Source organism: Pseudomonas sp. PICF141, assembly GCF_002286815.1.
Classification (GTDB): domain Bacteria; phylum Pseudomonadota; class Gammaproteobacteria; order Pseudomonadales; family Pseudomonadaceae; genus Aquipseudomonas.
The window spans coordinates 123494-141247 of the sequence record NZ_MUNM01000087.1 but is presented as its reverse complement, the minus strand read 5'-3'; the positions used below and the strand labels follow the sequence as shown (position 1 = coordinate 141247).

General features: G+C 59.4%; 15 protein-coding genes. 4 read left to right on the top strand and 11 right to left on the bottom strand.

Going from position 1 to position 17754, the window contains the following annotated elements; all coding sequences use genetic code 11:
• Window positions 1–120: 120 nt before the first annotated feature.
• The 11 genes from BZL43_RS26325 to mtnA all read right to left on the bottom strand — a co-directional run bounded on the left by BZL43_RS26325 (window position 121) and on the right by mtnA (window position 13864).
• Window positions 121–360: a LapA family protein gene (locus tag BZL43_RS26325; RefSeq protein ID WP_095634976.1), complete on the bottom strand. Its 240-nt coding sequence runs from the start codon at window positions 358–360 to the stop codon at window positions 121–123.
• Window positions 361–387: 27 nt separating this feature from the next.
• The gene (gene ihfB / locus BZL43_RS26320; RefSeq protein WP_007899751.1) at window positions 388–684 is read right to left on the bottom strand and encodes an integration host factor subunit beta; all 297 of its coding nucleotides are present in this window, start codon (window positions 682–684) and stop codon (window positions 388–390) included.
• Between the two features lie 150 nt (window positions 685–834).
• The gene (locus tag BZL43_RS26315) at window positions 835–1113 is read right to left on the bottom strand and encodes a hypothetical protein (RefSeq protein ID WP_095634975.1); all 279 of its coding nucleotides are present in this window, start codon (window positions 1111–1113) and stop codon (window positions 835–837) included.
• A gap of 310 nt (window positions 1114–1423) precedes the next feature.
• Window positions 1424–3115 carry a 30S ribosomal protein S1 gene (gene rpsA / locus BZL43_RS26310; RefSeq protein ID WP_092327163.1) on the bottom strand — a complete coding sequence of 564 codons (1692 nt, stop codon included), beginning with the start codon at window positions 3113–3115 and terminating at the stop codon, window positions 1424–1426.
• A gap of 119 nt (window positions 3116–3234) precedes the next feature.
• Window positions 3235–3924: a (d)CMP kinase gene (gene cmk, locus BZL43_RS26305; RefSeq protein ID WP_095634974.1), complete on the bottom strand. Its 690-nt coding sequence runs from the start codon at window positions 3922–3924 to the stop codon at window positions 3235–3237.
• Window positions 3921–6128: a bifunctional prephenate dehydrogenase/3-phosphoshikimate 1-carboxyvinyltransferase gene (locus tag BZL43_RS26300; RefSeq protein WP_256582917.1), complete on the bottom strand. Its 2208-nt coding sequence runs from the start codon at window positions 6126–6128 to the stop codon at window positions 3921–3923. The genes cmk and BZL43_RS26300 overlap by 4 nt, the downstream gene beginning before the upstream one ends.
• Before the next feature lie 28 nt (window positions 6129–6156).
• Window positions 6157–7269 (bottom strand): histidinol-phosphate transaminase, encoded by a 1113-nt coding sequence (hisC, locus tag BZL43_RS26295; RefSeq protein ID WP_095634972.1) that lies wholly within the window; start codon window positions 7267–7269, stop codon window positions 6157–6159.
• A 12-nt stretch (window positions 7270–7281) separates the two neighbouring features.
• Window positions 7282–8376, bottom strand: coding sequence for a prephenate dehydratase (pheA, locus tag BZL43_RS26290; RefSeq protein ID WP_090317904.1), 1095 nt, complete (start codon window positions 8374–8376; stop codon window positions 7282–7284).
• Window positions 8376–9461: a 3-phosphoserine/phosphohydroxythreonine transaminase gene (serC, locus tag BZL43_RS26285; protein ID WP_095634971.1), complete on the bottom strand. Its 1086-nt coding sequence runs from the start codon at window positions 9459–9461 to the stop codon at window positions 8376–8378. The genes pheA and serC overlap by 1 nt, the downstream gene beginning before the upstream one ends.
• A 228-nt stretch (window positions 9462–9689) precedes the next feature.
• Window positions 9690–12359 (bottom strand): DNA gyrase subunit A, encoded by a 2670-nt coding sequence (gene gyrA / locus BZL43_RS26280; protein WP_095634970.1) that lies wholly within the window; start codon window positions 12357–12359, stop codon window positions 9690–9692.
• 428 nt (window positions 12360–12787) lie between these two features.
• Window positions 12788–13864, bottom strand: coding sequence for an S-methyl-5-thioribose-1-phosphate isomerase (gene mtnA / locus BZL43_RS26275; protein WP_095634969.1), 1077 nt, complete (start codon window positions 13862–13864; stop codon window positions 12788–12790).
• A gap of 109 nt (window positions 13865–13973) precedes the next feature.
• Between mtnA and BZL43_RS26270 the strand changes: the two genes are divergently transcribed.
• From BZL43_RS26270 to BZL43_RS26255, 4 genes are all read left to right on the top strand, one after another.
• The gene (locus BZL43_RS26270) at window positions 13974–15308 is read left to right on the top strand and encodes a TRZ/ATZ family hydrolase (protein WP_095634968.1); all 1335 of its coding nucleotides are present in this window, start codon (window positions 13974–13976) and stop codon (window positions 15306–15308) included.
• Between the two features lie 71 nt (window positions 15309–15379).
• Window positions 15380–16078, top strand: a complete 699-nt coding sequence (gene ubiG, locus BZL43_RS26265; RefSeq protein ID WP_095634967.1) for a bifunctional 2-polyprenyl-6-hydroxyphenol methylase/3-demethylubiquinol 3-O-methyltransferase UbiG — start codon at window positions 15380–15382, stop codon at window positions 16076–16078.
• Window positions 16079–16082: 4 nt separating this feature from the next.
• Complete coding sequence (gene mupP, locus BZL43_RS26260) at window positions 16083–16754, top strand: N-acetylmuramic acid 6-phosphate phosphatase MupP (protein ID WP_095634966.1); 672 nt, start codon at window positions 16083–16085, stop codon at window positions 16752–16754.
• 206 nt (window positions 16755–16960) lie between these two features.
• Window positions 16961–17701 carry a YciK family oxidoreductase gene (locus BZL43_RS26255; protein WP_095634965.1) on the top strand — a complete coding sequence of 247 codons (741 nt, stop codon included), beginning with the start codon at window positions 16961–16963 and terminating at the stop codon, window positions 17699–17701.
• Window positions 17702–17754: the final 53 nt, after the last annotated feature.

The following is a 17754-nucleotide window of genomic DNA, read 5'->3' as shown; positions in this document are numbered from 1 at the left end:
CGATGTGGGAAAATTACCCCTATCAGCCAAGCGCAGCATTTTACAGCTTAATGAAGGTTTTACTAATGGATATGGACAAGCTATGACGCAAATTCGACGCGTGTAACGGGTTTGTCGCGATCAGACAAGGCGCTTGCGTGAAGCTCTGGACGTACGCCCCAGAAACCAGCCGAGAATCGGCCCGATCACCATGCCAATCAGCAGCGCAATCACCATGACCAGCGATACTGGCAACTGCGGGCCTGCCCAGCCCAGGAACAGCAGTGACACGCTTTGCTGGTTCTCAAGTACGAACGCCAGGATCGCGAGAACGAGCAACAGGACAAAGGTAGCGAGAAGTACACGCTTGAGATTACGCATCAGCGATTCCTTGAAGTGCAGCAGCTGTCAAAGCCCCTCCTCCTCTTCCTCGTTCACGCGATCGCGCAGTTCTTTGCCTGGCTTGAAATGCGGAACGAACTTGCCGTCGAGGCTGACGGACTGACCGGTTTTCGGATTGCGGCCTACACGCGGTGCGCGATAGTGCAAGGAGAAGCTGCCAAACCCACGGATCTCGATTCGATCACCGGTGGCCAGACATTGGGACATTTGCTCAAGCATGGTCTTGATGGCCAGCTCCACATCCTTGGATGAGAGCAGCCCTTGATGGGTGACAATTCGTTCGATCAACTCCGACTTCGTCATATTTTTCCCTTCTTTTTCAAGCAGCTAGGAAAAGCGCTTCAAAGGTTTTAGCATGCCCGGAGAAATTTGAACAGCCTGAGTTTTGACATATCTTTCCTCGTAATGAAGCGGCCGATTCCAGAACATCGAAACATTGCTCTAACCCGCCATTCATCTACAGATAACTAGCATGGTGCGCGTCAGATAACCCGCGGGATTGAAGCCGAAAGGGAATAGATCCTCTTCCTTGGCATCATCGGACCTGACGATAACTTTGTACCCAGCGCCCTTGCATTCTTTTGCAGCTCGCTTGTGACACTTTTCCCATCCGGAACCCAACCCTGAACAATCGATCTCTATGCCACTGACTCCGCGTACCGCGCGAGTCTTGGCGCTCGTGGTACAGCCCGCCAATACCAGCACTGCTATCACGACAATGAGCTTGTTCATTCGCTTCCTTATGCCGGGCGCAATGCCCAGCGGTCGTTCACTTCAGACTAAGCCTAGCCTCGAATAGATGATTGACCTGTATGAAGCTACAGACAATTTATGTAGATAATTGGTTTCACAAAAGAAATAAGGTGGTGGGCCGACTGCTTTTCGTAGGAGCCAGGCTTGCCGGCGAAAGCGCTCTTGCGGACGCCTTCGCCTGCAAGCCTGGCTCCTACGAAAAGCAGTGGTGTCGGCCCCCTGGGATTCACCAAATCGCAGACACAAAAAAGGGCGACCGAAGTCGCCCTTTTTTATGGTCTGTCAGAACTTAGTTCTGCTTTTCCATTTGTGCACGCAACAGGTCGCCCAGAGTGGTAGGACCAGCAGCGATGCTATCCGAAGGCTTGTCTTTCAAGCTCTGGATGGCTTCTTTCTCTTCAGCATCGTCTTTCGACTTGATGGAGAGCTGGATTACACGGCTCTTGCGGTCAACGCTGATGATCTTGGCTTCTACTTCCTGGCCTTCTTTCAGAACGTTACGCGCGTCTTCAACGCGGTCACGGCTGATTTCGGAGGCTTTCAGAGTCGCTTCGATATCGTCGGCCAGAGTGATGATGGCGCCTTTGGCGTCAACTTCTTTCACGATGCCTTTAACGATGGCGCCTTTGTCGTTCTCTTGAACGTACTCGGAGAACGGATCGCTTTCCAGTTGCTTGATACCCAGGGAGATGCGCTCGCGCTCTGGGTCAACCGACAGGATAACGGTGTCCAGCTCGTCGCCCTTCTTGAAGCGGCGAACGGCTTCTTCGCCCACTTCGTTCCAGGAGATGTCGGACAGGTGAACCAGACCGTCGATGCCGCCGTCCAGACCAATGAAGATACCGAAATCGGTGATCGACTTGATGGTGCCGGAGATTTTGTCGCCCTTGTTGAACTGGCCAGAGAAGTCTTCCCATGGGTTCGACTTGCACTGCTTGATGCCCAGGGAGATACGACGACGCTCTTCGTCGATGTCCAGAACCATGACTTCCACTTCGTCGCCGACTTGTACGACTTTCGAAGGGTGGATGTTCTTGTTGGTCCAGTCCATTTCGGAAACGTGTACCAGGCCTTCAACGCCTTCTTCCAGCTCAGCGAAGCAGCCGTAGTCGGTCAGGTTGGTTACACGAGCGGTAACGCGAGTGCCTTCTGGGTAACGGGCTTTGATAGCAACCCATGGATCTTCGCCCAGTTGCTTGAGGCCCAGGGAAACACGATTGCGCTCGCGATCGTACTTCAGAACCTTGACATCGATCTCGTCGCCAACGTTGACGATTTCGGAAGGATGCTTGATACGCTTCCAGGCCATGTCGGTAATGTGCAGCAGGCCATCGACGCCACCCAGATCGACGAATGCGCCGTAATCGGTGAGGTTCTTGACGATACCTTTGACTTGCTGGCCTTCCTGCAGGGATTCCAGCAGAGCTTCACGCTCGGCGGAGTTCTCGGCTTCGAGGACGCTGCGACGGGAAACGACAACGTTGTTGCGCTTCTGGTCGAGTTTGATGACCTTGAATTCCAGCTCTTTGCCTTCCAGGTGCGTGGTGTCGCGCACTGGACGGACGTCAACCAGAGAACCTGGCAGGAACGCACGGATGCCGTTAACGTCGACAGTGAAGCCGCCTTTAACCTTACCGTTGATAACGCCCTTGACCACTTCTTCGGCTGCGAAGGCTGCTTCCAGAACAATCCAGCATTCAGCGCGCTTGGCTTTTTCACGGGACAGCTTGGTTTCACCAAAGCCGTCTTCAACCGAGTCCAGAGCAACGTGAACTTCGTCACCGACGTTGATGTTCAGCTCGCCAGCATCGTTGTAGAACTGCTCAAGCGGGATGAGTGCTTCAGACTTCAGGCCAGCGTGAACGGTTACCCAGCGAGCCTGGTAATCGATATCAACGATAACACCGGTGATGATGGAGCCTGCCTGAAGGTTCAGGGTTTTTAGGCTTTCTTCAAAGAGTTCCGCAAAGCTTTCGCTCATTTTAATTCCTGTAGATAAGGGCGAAGAATACGCCCGTCTCCACACCCCAGACGGTGTGGGTTAGTTTCATATGAAAGAAACACCGCAGGACTATGACTGGTCCCCTGCGGCTTTCTTGGTCACCCGGCGATATCGCGAATGGCGATCTCGCTCTCGATGCGTTCCAGCACCTGATCGATGGACAACTCCGTGGAATCCAGCTGTATCGCGTCGGCCGCCGGTTTGAGCGGGGCTACTGCGCGCTGGGTGTCGCGCTCATCGCGCGCACGTATCTCATCTAGCAGACTCGACAGACTAACACCATCGACTTTGCCCTTCAACTGCAAGTATCGACGGCGCGCACGCTCCTCGGCACTGGCGGTCAGGAAAATCTTCAACGGTGCGTCGGGAAATACCACCGTGCCCATGTCGCGGCCATCGGCCACCAGACCCGGAGGTTCCTGAAATGCCCGCTGGCGCTGCAGCAGCGCCTCGCGAACGGCGGGCAGCGCAGCGACCTGGGAAGCGCCCGCGCCGATACTTTCGGTACGAATGATATCGCTGACTTCGTCACCTTCCAGAATGATGCGTTGCAGCTGACCGTCGGTCGCCGCGATGAATTGCACATCCAGATGAGCGGCAAGTTTTTTGAGCAACTCTTCGTTCGTCAGATCGACGCCATGGTTATACGCCGCGAACGCCAGCAATCGGTACAGCGCACCGGAATCCAGCAAGTTCCAGCCCAGGCGCTTGGCCAGCATCCCGGCGACAGTGCCTTTGCCAGAGCCGCTTGGCCCATCAATGGTGATGACCGGTGCGTTGATTTTCACGACTGAGCCTCTTGTGCAACACGGATACCGACCTGCGCGCACAGCGCGAGGAAGTTCGGGAACGAGGTCGCGACGTTGGCGCAGTCATGGATGCGGATCGGTGCAGTGGCACGCAGCGAAGCGACGCTGAAGGCCATGGCAATCCGGTGATCGCCGTGACCATGCACTTCGCCGCCGCCGATCTGGCCGCCGTCGATGATGATACCGTCCGGGGTCGGTTCGCATTTGACGCCCAGTGCCAGCAAACCATCCGCCATGACCTGGATCCGGTCCGATTCTTTCACGCGCAGCTCTTCGGCGCCACGCAGCACAGTGCGTCCTTCGGCACAGGCCGCAGCCACGAACAGCACCGGGAATTCGTCGATGGCCAATGGAACCAGCGCCTCGGGGATCTCGATACCTTTGAGTTTAGCTGCGCGTACGCGCAGATCCGCTACCGGCTCGCCGCCCACTTCACGCAGGTTTTCCAGGGTGATGTCCGCACCCATCAGGCGCAGGATGTCGATCACGCCGGTACGGGTCGGGTTGATGCCGACGTGCTCCAGCACCAGCTCCGAACCCTCGGCAATCGACGCGGCTACAAGGAAGAACGCCGACGACGAGATGTCGCCCGGCACTTCGATGTGGGTCGCGGTCAGCGTGTGGCCGGACTCGACCGAGGCGGTCGCGCCATTGACGGTGACCGGGTAGCCGAAGCCGCGCAGCATGCGCTCGGTGTGATCGCGAGTCGGTGCTGGCTCGGTGACGGTGGTCTTGCCTTCGGCATACAGACCCGCCAGCAACAGGCAGGATTTAACCTGGGCGCTGGCCATCGGCATGGTGTAAGTCAGGCCCTTGAGCTTGTTGCCGCCACGGATGGTCATCGGTGGACGACCTTCAGCAGCAGTCTCGATCACGGCGCCCATTTCGCGCAGTGGATTGGCCACGCGATTCATCGGACGCTTGGACAACGAGGCATCGCCAGTCAGCGTGCTATCGAAGCTCTGCGCAGCCAACAGGCCAGACAGCAGACGCATCGAAGTGCCGGAGTTGCCCAGGTAGATCGGGCCTGGCGCAGGTTTGAGACCGTGCAGGCCGACGCCATGGATGGTCACACGACCGTGGTGCGGACCTTCGATGACAACACCCATGTCGCGGAAGGCTTGCAAGGTCGCCAGAGCGTCTTCGCCCTCGAGGAAACCTTCCACTTCGGTGACGCCGTCAGCCAGGGAACCGAGCATGATCGAACGGTGGGAAATCGATTTGTCGCCCGGTACACGAATCCGCCCAGTCAGGCGGCCACCAGGTTGTGCCAGGAAAATCAGATCGTTGGAATTCATAGCGTCCACATAGGCCCGGCGGGCCAGGATTTTACTGAAATGCTCGCGGGCAACCCGGGCGCGCGTGAACACGCCCAACAATTGGTGCCCATCCCCTGCATCGACCGCGTCGCGCAAGGCGTCGAGGTCGCTGCGAAATGTATCGAGTGTGCGCAGGACAGCTTCGCGGTTGGCGAGGAAGATGTCGTGCCACATGACCGGGTCGCTTCCGGCGATTCTTGTGAAATCGCGGAAACCGCCCGCAGCGTAACGGAAGATCTCAAGATTTTCATTGCGTTTGGCCAACGAATCGACCAAACCGAACGCCAGCAAGTGCGGCAGATGGCTGGTCGCCGCCAGCACTTCGTCATGACGCTCGACCTGCATGTGCTCGACGTCGGCACCCAATTCGCGCCACAACCGGTCAACCACTGCCAGCGCGGCCGGATCGGTCTGATCCAGCGGCGTCAGAATCACTTTATGACGACGAAACAGTTCGGCATTGGAGGCTTCCACCCCGCTCTGCTCGGAACCGGCGATCGGATGCCCCGGCACGAAGCGCGTCGGCATGCCGCCAAACGCCTCGGTCGCCGCGCGCACCACATTGCCCTTGGCGCTGCCGACATCGGTCAGGATCGCCTGCCCCAGGTTCATGCCCGCCAACAGCGCGAGCAGTTTTTCCATGGCCAGGATCGGCACTGCCAGTTGAATCACGTCAGCGCCCTGGCAGGCTGCCGCCAGGTCTTCTTCGCAGCGATCCACCACGCCCAATTCGACCGCCAGTTTGCGCGACTGCGGGTCGAGATCGACCCCGACCACTTCGCGACACAGGCCGCTTTCACGCAGGCCTTTGGCAAACGAACCGCCGATCAAGCCCAGACCGACCACCACCAGGCGACCGATCATAGGTTGAGCAGGTTGCAGTGCAGTGACATCAACCACGAGCAAGAACCCTGGTCAGCGCTTCGAGGAAGCGGCTGTTTTCCGCTGGCAGACCGATGGTGATGCGCAAGTGGTTCGGCATGCCGTAATTGGCCACCGGACGCACGATCACGCCTTCGCGCAGCAACCCCTCGAACACTGGCGCCGCAACGCGACCCAGATCGACACAGATGAAGTTGCCTTTGGAGGGAATCCAGCTCAACCCCAGCTCGCGCAAACCCGCTTGCAGCTGCTGCATGCCGGCCTCGTTCAGGCGACGGCTTTCAGCCAGGTAGTCCACGTCTTGCAGCGCGGCACAAGCGGCGGCCAGTGCGAGGCTGTTAACGTTGAACGGCTGACGCACGCGATTGAGCACATCGGCGACGACGGCCGAGGACAAGCCGTAACCGACCCGCAGCGACGCCAGACCATAAGCCTTGGAGAAGGTGCGCGAGACCAGCAGGTTCGGGTAGGCCGCCAGATAATCCAGGCCGTCCGGCAAATCGCTGCCTTCGGCGTATTCGATGTAGGCCTCGTCCAGCACCACCAACACATGGGCCGGTACGTCCTGCAGGAAGTCATCCAGCGCCTGGGCGTCGAACCAGGTCCCGGTCGGGTTGTTCGGGTTGGCGATGAACACCACGCGGGTATCGGCATCGATCGCGGCGAGCATGGCCGACAGGTCATGGCCCCAGTCTTTGGCCGGGACCACTTTTGCCTGGGCGCCAACGGCCTGGGTGACGATCGGATAGACCGCAAACGCATGGGCGCTGAACACCGCGTTCAGGCCTGGCGCCAGATAGGCGCGCGCCACCAGCTCCAGAATGTCGTTGGAGCCGTTGCCCAGCGTTACCTGGTTGAGCTCGACGCGGCACTGATCGGCCAGCAGGGTCTTGAGCGCAAAACCGTTGCCGTCCGGATAGCGAGTCAGCTCGGCCAGCGCTTGGCGAATCGCTGCCAATGCCTTGGGACTGGCGCCCAACGGGTTTTCGTTGCTCGCCAGTTTGACGATATTGGCCGGATCGAGGTTCAGCTCACGGGCCAGTTCGTCCACGGGTTTGCCCGGAACGTAAGGCGAAAGTTGTTGCACGCCCGGCTGTGCCAGAGCGAGGAAGTTGCCACTCATTTGCTACCGCCCTTAGAGAACTGCTTTCGGGTAGGAACCCAGCACTTTGAGTGCTACTGCTTCCTGACTGATCTTTTCCAGCACACCTTTGACCAGTGGGTCGCGGTGGTGGCCGACGAAGTCGATGAAGAACACGTAGGTCCATTTACCACTGCGCGACGGACGGGTCTCGATGCGCGTCAGGTCGATGCCATTTTCATGGAACGGCACCAGCAACTCATGGAGCGCGCCGGGTTTGTTGCTCATGGAGACGATGATCGAGGTCTTGTCGTCGCCGGTCGGCGGTACTTCCTGGCTGCCGATCATCAGGAATCGCGTGGAGTTGTCCGGACGATCCTCGATTTTTTCGGCCAGACGAGTCAACCCGTACAGACCGGCGGCCATGTCGCCGGCGATCGCTGCCGAGTTCCATTCACCCTTGACCCGCTTGGCTGCTTCAGCGTTGCTCGAAACCGCCACGCGCTCGACATTCGGGTAATGGGCGTCCAGCCACTTGCGGCACTGGGCCAGGGACTGGGCGTGGGAATAGATGCGGCTGATGCTGTCGGTCTTGGTGTTTTCACCCACCAACAGGTGATGGTGAATCCGCAATTCAACTTCGCCGCAGATCACCATGTCGTGCTCGAGGAAGCTGTCGAGGGTGTGGTTGACCGCGCCTTCGGTGGAGTTCTCCACCGGGACCACGCCAAAGTTCACCGCACCGGCCGCGACTTCTCGGAACACTTCATCGATCGCCGCCATCGGCTTGCTGATCACCGCGTGGCCGAAGTGCTTCATGGCCGCCGCCTGGGTGAAGGTGCCTTCAGGGCCAAGGTAAGCCACTTTCAGCGGCTGCTCGAGGGCCAGGCACGAAGACATGATTTCGCGGAACAGCCGCGCCATCTCTTCGTTGCCCAGCGGCCCCTGGTTGCGCTCCATCACACGCTTGAGCACCTGGGCTTCACGCTCAGGACGATAGAACACCGGCACTTCGCCTTCGGCCAGCGAGGCCATCTTTACTCGCGCAACTTCCTGGGCGCAACGTGCGCGCTCACTGATCAGTTCCAGGACTTTTTCGTCCAGAGCATCAATGCGCAGGCGCAGTGCCTTGAGTTCTTGCTCAGACATCAGCCATGTTCCTTCTCGAACTCTGCCATGTACGAAACCAGTGCGTTGACCGCAACGATGTCGACGGCGTTATAGATGGAGGCACGCATGCCGCCCACGGAACGGTGGCCCTTGAGGTTCAGCAAGCCGCGTTCGTCGGCACCGGCCAGGAACGGCTTGTCGAGACGATCGTCGGCCAGACGGAACGGCACGTTCATCCACGAGCGGTCCGACTTGTTGATCGGGTTGCTGTACAAGCCGCTGGCGTCGATGAAGTCATACAGGGTGCGCTGCTTGACTTCATTGAGCTTGCCGATGGCTTCGACGCCACCTTGCTCTTTCAGCCACTCGAACACCAGGCCGGACAAGTACCAGGCCAGGGTTGGCGGGGTGTTGTACATCGAGCCGTTATCGGCCGCGACCTTGTAGTTGAGCATGGTCGGGCAAATGGAACGGGCGTGACCGAGCAGGTCTTCGCGCACGATGTTCACGACAATGCCGCTCGGGCCGATGTTTTTCTGCGCGCCGGCGTAGATCATGCCGAAACGCGAAACATCCACCGGACGCGAGAGAATGTCCGAGGACATGTCAGCGACCAGCGGCACATCCCCGGTTTCCGGGATCCATTGGAATTCCAGGCCCCCAATGGTTTCGTTCGGTGCGTAGTGAACGTAGGCCGCGTCTTTGGACAGGCTCCATTCGTTCTGACCGGGGATGGCGAAATAGTCGTAAGGCTTGGCGGTGGCGGCAACGTTGACGTGGCCGTAGCGCGAGGCTTCTTCGATAGCTTTCTGCGACCAGATACCGGTGTCGATATAGTCGGCGGTGCCGCTTTCCGGCAACAGGTTCAGCGGAATCTGAGCAAATTGCTGACTCGCGCCACCTTGCAGAAACAGCACTTTATAGTTCGAGGGGATATTCAGCAGATCACGCAGATCCTGCTCGGCCTTGGTGGCAATGGACACGAACTCATCGCTGCGATGGCTCATTTCCATGACCGACAAACCCTTGCCGTGCCAATCAAGAAGTTCACCCTGGGCGCGCTTCAGAACAGCTTCGGGAAGCGCCGCAGGACCGGCACAGAAGTTATAGGCTCTCTTGCTCACATCCAATCTCGCTCTGATTTGGTGGTCACTTAAATCTTTCGGTCTGCGGATGATCGTTCCCACGCTCTGCGTGGGAATGCATCCAATGACGCTCTGCGTCATGGGACGCGGAGCGTCCCGAGCGGCATTCCCACGCAGAGCGTGGGAACGATCCTGTGCAGTGTCGCAAATTTTCAAACAGAACAAATAACAAGGGGGCGAATCTTCATCCGCCCCCTGCTTGCCCGCTTACTCTTGCGGCTCTTCGTCAGCGGCGGCGTCGAGTTGCTGGTCTTCGACAACGTCGTCGATCACGACCTCACCGTCGAACACCGCGCCCTCTTCACCTTCGAGCCCTTCGCTTTCCAGCTCTTCGCCTTCGACTTCCGACGGCTCCTGAACCCGCTCCAGGCCTACCAGCGTTTCATCGCTGGCCAGCTTGATCAGGGTTACGCCCTGGGTGTTACGACCCAGGCTGGAGACTTCGTCGACACGGGTACGAACCAACGTGCCCTGGTCGGAAATCAGCATGATCTCCTCGCCGTCGAGCACCTGGACTGCGCCGACCAGACGGCCGTTACGCTCGTTGCTGACCATGGCGATAACGCCCTGACCGCCACGCTTGTACTCAGGGAACTCGGTGATCGCGGTGCGCTTGCCGAAACCACGCGCCGAAGCGGTGAGAATCTGGCTGCCTTCTTCCGGGATCAGCATGGAAATCAGCTTCTGGCCTTCTGGCAGACGCATACCGCGGACACCGCGAGCGGTACGGCCCATGGCGCGAACGTCGGTTTCCTTGAAACGAGTGACCTTGCCGCCGTCGGAGAACAGCATGACTTCGCGCTCGCCATCGGTAATGGCGGCAGAGATCAGCACGTCGCCTTCGTCCAGCTCCAGCGCGATCAGGCCGACGCTGCGTTGACGGCTGAAGGATTCCAGCGGGGTCTTCTTCACGGTGCCTTTGGCAGTGGCCATGAAGATGAAGTGACCTTCAGTGTATTCCTCGACCGGCAGCATGGTGGTGATGTATTCATCACTGTCCAGCGGCAACAGGTTGACCAGCGGACGACCACGGGCAGCGCGGGACGCTTCCGGAATTTCGTAGGTTTTCAGCCAGTACACTTTGCCTTTACTGGAGAACAGCAGCAGCGTGGTGTGGCTGTTGGCGACCAGCAGGTGAGCAATGTAGTCCTCATCTTTGACGCCAGTGGCCGATTTGCCTTTACCGCCACGACGCTGAGCCTGGTACGCAGCCAACGGCTGGGTCTTGGCGTAGCCACCGTGGGAAATGGTCACGACGCGCTCTTCTTCCGGGATCATGTCGCCCAGGGTCAGGTCGAGACGGGCATCGAGAATCTCGGTGCGACGCACATCGCCGTACTCGGCGCGGATCACTTCCAGCTCTTCGCGGATCACTTCCATCAGGCGCGTGGCGCTGCTGAGGATGCGGATCAGTTCGCCGATCTGGTTGAGGATCTCTTGGTACTCGGCCAGCAGCTTTTCGTGTTCCAGACCGGTCAGACGGTGCAGGCGCAGTTCCAGAATGGCTTGCGCCTGTTCCGGCGACAGGAAGTACTTGCCGTCGCGCAGGCCGTATTGCGGGTCCAGGGTCTCTGGACGGCAAGAGTCGGCACCCGCACGCTCAACCATCGCAACCACGGCGGAAGATTCCCAGGCCGTGCTGATCAGCGCTTCCTTGGCTTCCGATGGCGTTGGCGAGGCCTTGATCAGGGCGATGACCGGGTCGATGTTCGACAGGGCAACCGCTTGTCCTTCCAGAATGTGGCCACGTTCGCGTGCTTTGCGCAGTTCGAACACGGTACGGCGGGTCACCACTTCGCGACGGTGACGAACGAAAGCTTCCAGCAGGTCCTTGAGGTTGAGGATCCGCGGACGGCCGTCGATCAGCGCGACGATGTTGATACCGAACACCGCTTGCAGCTGGGTCTGGGCGTAGAGGTTGTTGAGGATCACCTCAGGCACTTCACCGCGACGCAGTTCGATCACGACACGCATACCGTCCTTGTCGGACTCGTCACGCAGCTCGGTGATGCCTTCGAGCTTCTTCTCTTTGACCAGCTCGGCGATCTTTTCGATCAGACGCGCCTTGTTCAACTGGTAAGGGAGTTCGGTGATGACGATCTGCTGACGACCACCGACCTTGTCGATGTCTTCGATGGTCGAGCGGGCACGCATGTAAATGCGTCCGCGACCGGTGCGGTAGGCTTCGATGATGCCGGCGCGACCGTTGATAATCGCGGCGGTCGGGAAGTCCGGACCGGGGATGTATTGCATCAGCTCATCGACGGTCAGTTCCGGGTTGTCGATGAGTGCCAGGCAACCGTCGATGACTTCACCGAGGTTGTGCGGCGGAATGTTGGTCGCCATGCCCACGGCGATACCGCTGGAGCCGTTGACCAGCAGGTTGGGGATACGGGTCGGCATGACCGCCGGGATCATTTCGGTGCCGTCGTAGTTCGGCACCCAGTCCACGGTTTCTTTGTGCAGGTCTGCCAGCAGCTCGTGCGCCAGCTTGGTCATGCGCACTTCGGTGTATCGCATGGCCGCGGCGTTGTCGCCGTCCACCGAACCGAAGTTGCCCTGACCGTCTACCAGCAGGTAACGCAGCGAGAATGGCTGCGCCATCCGAACGATGGTGTCGTACACCGCGGTATCACCGTGAGGGTGATACTTACCGATCACGTCACCGACAACACGGGCAGATTTCTTGTACGGCTTGTTGAAGTCGTTGCCCAGCTCGCTCATCGCGAACAGCACACGCCGGTGCACGGGCTTCAAGCCATCGCGCGCATCCGGCAGTGCCCGCCCGACAATCACGCTCATCGCGTAGTCGAGATAGGACTGCTTCAGCTCGTCTTCGATATTGACCGGGAGGATTTCTTTGGCCAGTTCGCCCATGAGAAGCCTGATTCCTTTTTCTGGTGAAACTTCGTCACATCCATATGGGACGAACGAAGCTCGCCGATGCAGACTGAGTGCCGTGCACCGACTTACGACAAATCAACGAGTTATGCCATGGATCTGCGCAGTAAAGGCAGCCACATCAGGCTACCCTGGAAACCGCCGGATGTTATCACAAGAGCCGCCACGCACCTATCCCCCAGATGCGCATGGAGCATAGTTAGTTGACCGGTGACAGGCTTGAAAGGGACGAGAGGGGCTTAGAGGCTTGATGAATGCGGATTTCGGGCCCGATTCAGGCTGTTTTGTTGACTTTTCGGGCCTAATCGCGGGCAAGCCCGCTCCCACAAGGTTTGGGTGAGCGCTACAGAACCCTGTGGGAGCGGGCTTGCCCGCGATAGCGATTGATCAGACACCAGGGATCATCAATGCAACCGCTTGCGGCACATCAACTGCGCCATTTTCACCGTGTCCGGCCGTTCGACGATGCCTTTTTCGGTGACGATGACATCGATCAGGTCAGCCGGGGTCACATCGAACACCGGGTTGAACGCATCGACATTCGCCCCGAGCCGCTTGCCGCCGACTTCCAGCAACTCGCGACCATCGCGCTCTTCGATGGGAATCTCGTCGCCACTGGCCAGGTTCATGTCGATGGTCGAACTCGGTGCCACGACCATGAAGCGCACGCCGTGGTGCATGGCGTTGACCGCCAGTTGGTAGGTGCCGATCTTGTTCGCCACATCACCATTGGCGGTAATGCGGTCGGCGCCGACGATCACCCAGGTCACGCCCTTGGTTTTCATGATGTGCGCAGCGGCGGAATCGACATTGAGGGTCACGGGAATGCCCTCGCTGGCCAGTTCCCATGCGGTCAATCGCGAACCTTGCAGCCATGGCCGGGTTTCATCGGCATAAACGCGCTCGACCATGCCTTCGATGAACGCCCCGCGAATCACCCCCAGCGCCGTGCCGAAGCCGCCGGTGGCCAGTGCGCCGGTGTTGCAGTGCGTGAGAATCGCCTGAGCGTTGCCCTGATGCTTGCGGATCAAGTCCACGCCCAATTGGGCCATGGTCAGGTTGGCTTCGCGATCACTTTCATGAATGGCGATGGCTTCGGCCTCCAGCGCCGTCAGAGGGTCTGTGTCTTCCTTGAGGCGGTCCAGACGGTCGCGCATGCGACTCAAGGCCCAGGACAGATTAACCGCTGTTGGACGAGAATCGACCAGCAACGCGTAATCCTCTTCCCACGCGGCCTGCCAGTCGCCGCCCTCGGAAATACAGGCGCGGGCTGACAGCACCATGGCATACGCAGCACTGATGCCTATGGCCGGCGCGCCGCGCACCACCATTGAGCGAATGGCCTCAGCCACGCTCGCGGCGCTGGTGCAGGCGATCCAGGTTTGCTCGAATGGCAAAATACGCTGATCCAGCAGATACAGGACGCCATCACGCCAATCGATGGCTTTCACCTTCTCCGCAGCCAACAGTCGATCGCGCATCCACTTACCCCGCACTCATGAACAAAAGCCGTCGATTATAGCGATCCCCCTGCGAAGACGCTCGGGTATACTTCGCCATCCTTTACAAAAGCACTGGAACCGACTTTCGATGCCGACCCCCACCGCTGCGCTCGACCTATTGTTGCTGCCGACCTGGCTGGTACCTGTCGAACCGGCTGGCGTGGTCCTCAAAGAGCATGCCCTGGGCATTCGCGACGGTCGTATCGTGTTTATCGGCCCGCGCGCAGCTGCCTTGAAGTTTAACGCAGCCGAAGTCCGCGAATTGCCGGACATGTTGCTCGCCCCCGGCCTGATCAATGCTCACGGGCATGCGGCAATGACGCTGTTCCGCGGCCTGGCCGATGATCTGCCATTGATGACCTGGCTGGAAAACCACATCTGGCCCGCTGAAGCCAAATGGGTAGACGAGGCGTTCGTACGCGACGGCACCGACCTGGCCATCGCCGAGCAGATCAAAGGCGGCATCAGCTGCTTCTCCGACATGTATTTCTTCCCGAAAGTCGCCAGCGAACGCGTCCATAACAGCGGTATTCGCGCCCAGATCGCCATTCCGATTCTCGATTTCCCGATTCCAGGCGCCGCCACGGCGGATGAAGCCATTCGTCAGGGCGTTGAATTATTCGGTGATCTCAAGCATCACCAGCGAATCAAAATCACCTTTGGCCCCCATGCACCCTACACCGTGGGCGACGAAACCCTGGAAAAAATCCGGGTGATCGCCGAAGAACTAGACGCCTCGATTCACATGCACGTCCATGAAACCGCCTTCGAAGTGCAGCAGTCGGTGGCGCAAAGCGGCGAGCGCCCGCTGGCCCGCCTCGGTCGCCTGGGCCTGCTCGGGCCGCGCCTGCAGGCCGTTCACATGACCCAGATCAGCGATGAAGACCTGATGCTGCTGGTAGAAAGTAACACCCATGTGATTCATTGCCCGGAGTCGAACCTGAAACTGGCCAGCGGTTTCTGCCCGGTCGAGCGTTTGTGGCGGGCCGGGGTCAATGTGGCGGTCGGCACCGATGGCTCGGCCAGCAACAATGACCTCGACCTGCTCGGCGAAACCCGCACCGCTGCGTTGCTGGCCAAGGCTGTCGCCGGTTCCGCCACCGCGCTGGACGCCCATCGCGCCCTGCGCATGGCTACGCTCAACGGTGCCCGCGCGCTGGGCATCGAAGCCCAGACCGGTTCGCTGGAAGTCGGCAAGGCGGCCGACATTGTTGCGTTCGACCTGTCGGGCCTGGCGCAGCAACCGGTCTATGACCCGGTTTCGCAATTGATCTATGCCACTGGCCGCGACTGCGTGAAACACCTTTGGGTCGCTGGCAAACAACTGCTCGACGACCGCCGCCTGACCCGCCTGGATGAGGCGCAACTGTGTGCCACTGCCAAGGCCTGGGGCAGGCGCATCAGCGGCCACACCGAATCGTAAGTACCGAATTGTAAGCACCCTGGACCGAAACCGGGGCAACAGGATTTTTCAAGTTTTAGAGGACTGACACCATGAGCAACGTCGACTACGCCGAAATCGCCAAATTCGAAGCCCTGGCCCATCGCTGGTGGGACCGCGAAAGCGAGTTCAAACCGCTGCACGACATCAACCCGCTGCGGGTCAACTGGATCGACGAGCGGGTCCATCTGGCTGGCAAGAAAGTCCTCGACGTCGGTTGCGGCGGCGGCATCCTCAGCGAAGCCATGGCTCTGCGCGGCGCGACTGTGATGGGCATCGACATGGGCGAAGCGCCGCTGGCCGTCGCTCAACTGCATCAGCTGGAATCCGGCGTGAGCGTCGAGTACCGGCAGATCACCGCCGAAGCGCTGGCAGAAGAAATGCCCGAGCAATTCGACGTGGTCACCTGCCTGGAAATGCTCGAACACGTGCCGGACCCGTCGTCGGTGATTCGCGCCTGTTTCAAGATGGTCAAACCAGGTGGCCAGGTGTTCTTCTCCACCATCAACCGCAACCCGAAGGCCTATCTGTTTGCCATCGTCGGCGCCGAATACATCATGAAGCTGCTGCCGCGCGGCACCCACGACTTCAAGAAATTCATCCGCCCCTCCGAGCTTGGCGCCTGGAGCCGCATGGCCGGCCTGACCGTCAAGGACATCATCGGCCTGACCTACAATCCATTGACCAAGCATTACAAACTGGCGGCCGACGTGGACGTCAATTACATGATCCAGACCCTGCGCGAGGAGTAAGCCGATGCGTATCAGAGCAGTCCTTTTCGACATGGACGGCACCCTGCTCGACACCGCGCCGGATTTCATCGCCATCTGCCAGGCGATGCGCGCTGATCGTGGTTTGCCGCCAATCAACACTCAATACATTCGCGATGAAATCTCCGGCGGCGCCAAAGCGATGGTCGCCGCGAATTTTTCCATGGACCCGGAATCGCCAGGGTTCGAGGCACTGCGTCAGGAATTTCTCGACCGCTACCTCAAGGGGTGCGCGGTCCACAGTCATCTGTTCGACGGCATGGCCCAGGTGCTGGAAAAAATCGAAAAAGCCAATCTGATCTGGGGCGTTGTCACTAACAAGCCGGTGCGTTTCGCCGAGCCGATCATGCAGCAGCTGGGCCTGGCCGACCGTTCGAAAGTGTTGATTTGCCCCGATCATGTGAAAAACAGCAAACCGGATCCGGAACCTTTGATCCTGGCGTGCAAGATGCTCGACCTGGACCCGGCCAGTGTGCTGTTTGTCGGCGACGACCTGCGCGACATCGAGTCCGGCCGCGATGCCGGCACCAAAACTTGCGCGGTGACCTACGGTTACATTCACCCGGACGATAACCCCAAGCACTGGGGCGCCGACGTGTTGATCGATCATCCGCTGGCGTTGCTCGAAGTGTTGGATAACGCTTTGTGCAGTTGCTGACCTAATTGGGCGGCAGGAAGCATTTTGTGGCGAGGGGGCTTGCCCCCGTTCGGCTGCGAAGCAGTCGTAACCTGAAAACACGGTCCGACTGAAGGTACCGAATGGAGGGCCGCTTCGCGACCCAACGGGGGCAAGCCCCCCTCGCCACAATAAGCCCCATCGCCACAAGTACGATGCCTGCCTATTGAATTGTTGTGAGGTTTTTCATGTTTGATTATTCCGCCCGTCCTGACTTGCTCAAAGGCCGGGTCATCCTGGTCACCGGCGCTGGCCGTGGCATCGGTGCCGCCGCTGCAAAAACCTACGCCGCTCACGGTGCCACTGTGCTGCTGCTGGGCAAGACCGAGGCCAACCTGACTCAGGTCTATGACGAAATCGAAGCGGCCGGGCACCCACAAGCGGCCGTGATTCCGTTCAATCTGGAAACCGCACTGCCTCATCAATACGATGAACTGGCGGCCATGATCGAGACCGAGTTCGGTCACCTTGATGGCTTGCTGCACAACGCATCGATCATCGGTCCACGCACCCCGATCGAGCAGTTGTCGGGCGAGAATTTCATGCGCGTCATGCAGGTCAACGTCAACGCCATGTTCATGCTCACCAGCACGTTGCTGCCACTGCTCAAGCTGTCTCAGGACGCCTCGGTGGTGTTCACCTCCAGCAGCGTCGGTCGCAAGGGCCGGGCGTACTGGGGCGCCTATGGTGTTTCCAAATTCGCCACTGAAGGGCTGATGCAAACCCTGGCCGATGAAGTAGATACCGTGGCACCGGTGCGCTCCAACAGCATCAACCCAGGCGCTACTCGCACCAGCATGCGCGCTCAAGCCTACCCGGGTGAAAACCCGCTGAATAATCCGACACCCGAGGAGATCATGCCGGTCTACCTTTACCTCATGGGTCCGGACAGCACCGGCATCAATGGCCAGGCATTCAACGCTCAGTAGTGCCCGTGCGTCGCTTTTCTGCCGCGACGGCTTCCCGCCGCGGCATTCAAACC

Bases quoted from the DNA above. Each gene is read 5' to 3' on its own strand.
- BZL43_RS26325 (WP_095634976.1), bottom strand. From the start codon at position 360: ATGCGTAATCTCAAGCGTGTACTTCTCGCTACCTTTGTCCTGTTGCTC.
- ihfB (WP_007899751.1), bottom strand. From the start codon at position 684: ATGACGAAGTCGGAGTTGATCGAACGAATTGTCACCCATCAAGGGCTG.
- BZL43_RS26315 (WP_095634975.1), bottom strand. From the start codon at position 1,113: ATGAACAAGCTCATTGTCGTGATAGCAGTGCTGGTATTGGCGGGCTGT.
- rpsA (WP_092327163.1), bottom strand. From the start codon at position 3,115: ATGAGCGAAAGCTTTGCGGAACTCTTTGAAGAAAGCCTAAAAACCCTG.
- BZL43_RS26300 (WP_256582917.1), bottom strand. From the start codon at position 6,128: ATGATCGGTCGCCTGGTGGTGGTCGGTCTGGGCTTGATCGGCGGTTCG.
- hisC (WP_095634972.1), bottom strand. From the start codon at position 7,269: ATGAGTGGCAACTTCCTCGCTCTGGCACAGCCGGGCGTGCAACAACTT.
- pheA (WP_090317904.1), bottom strand. From the start codon at position 8,376: ATGTCTGAGCAAGAACTCAAGGCACTGCGCCTGCGCATTGATGCTCTG.
- gyrA (WP_095634970.1), bottom strand. From the start codon at position 12,359: ATGGGCGAACTGGCCAAAGAAATCCTCCCGGTCAATATCGAAGACGAG.
- mtnA (WP_095634969.1), bottom strand. From the start codon at position 13,864: ATGCGCGATCGACTGTTGGCTGCGGAGAAGGTGAAAGCCATCGATTGG.
- BZL43_RS26270 (WP_095634968.1), top strand. From the start codon at position 13,974: ATGCCGACCCCCACCGCTGCGCTCGACCTATTGTTGCTGCCGACCTGG.
- ubiG (WP_095634967.1), top strand. From the start codon at position 15,380: ATGAGCAACGTCGACTACGCCGAAATCGCCAAATTCGAAGCCCTGGCC.
- mupP (WP_095634966.1), top strand. From the start codon at position 16,083: ATGCGTATCAGAGCAGTCCTTTTCGACATGGACGGCACCCTGCTCGAC.
- BZL43_RS26255 (WP_095634965.1), top strand. From the start codon at position 16,961: ATGTTTGATTATTCCGCCCGTCCTGACTTGCTCAAAGGCCGGGTCATC.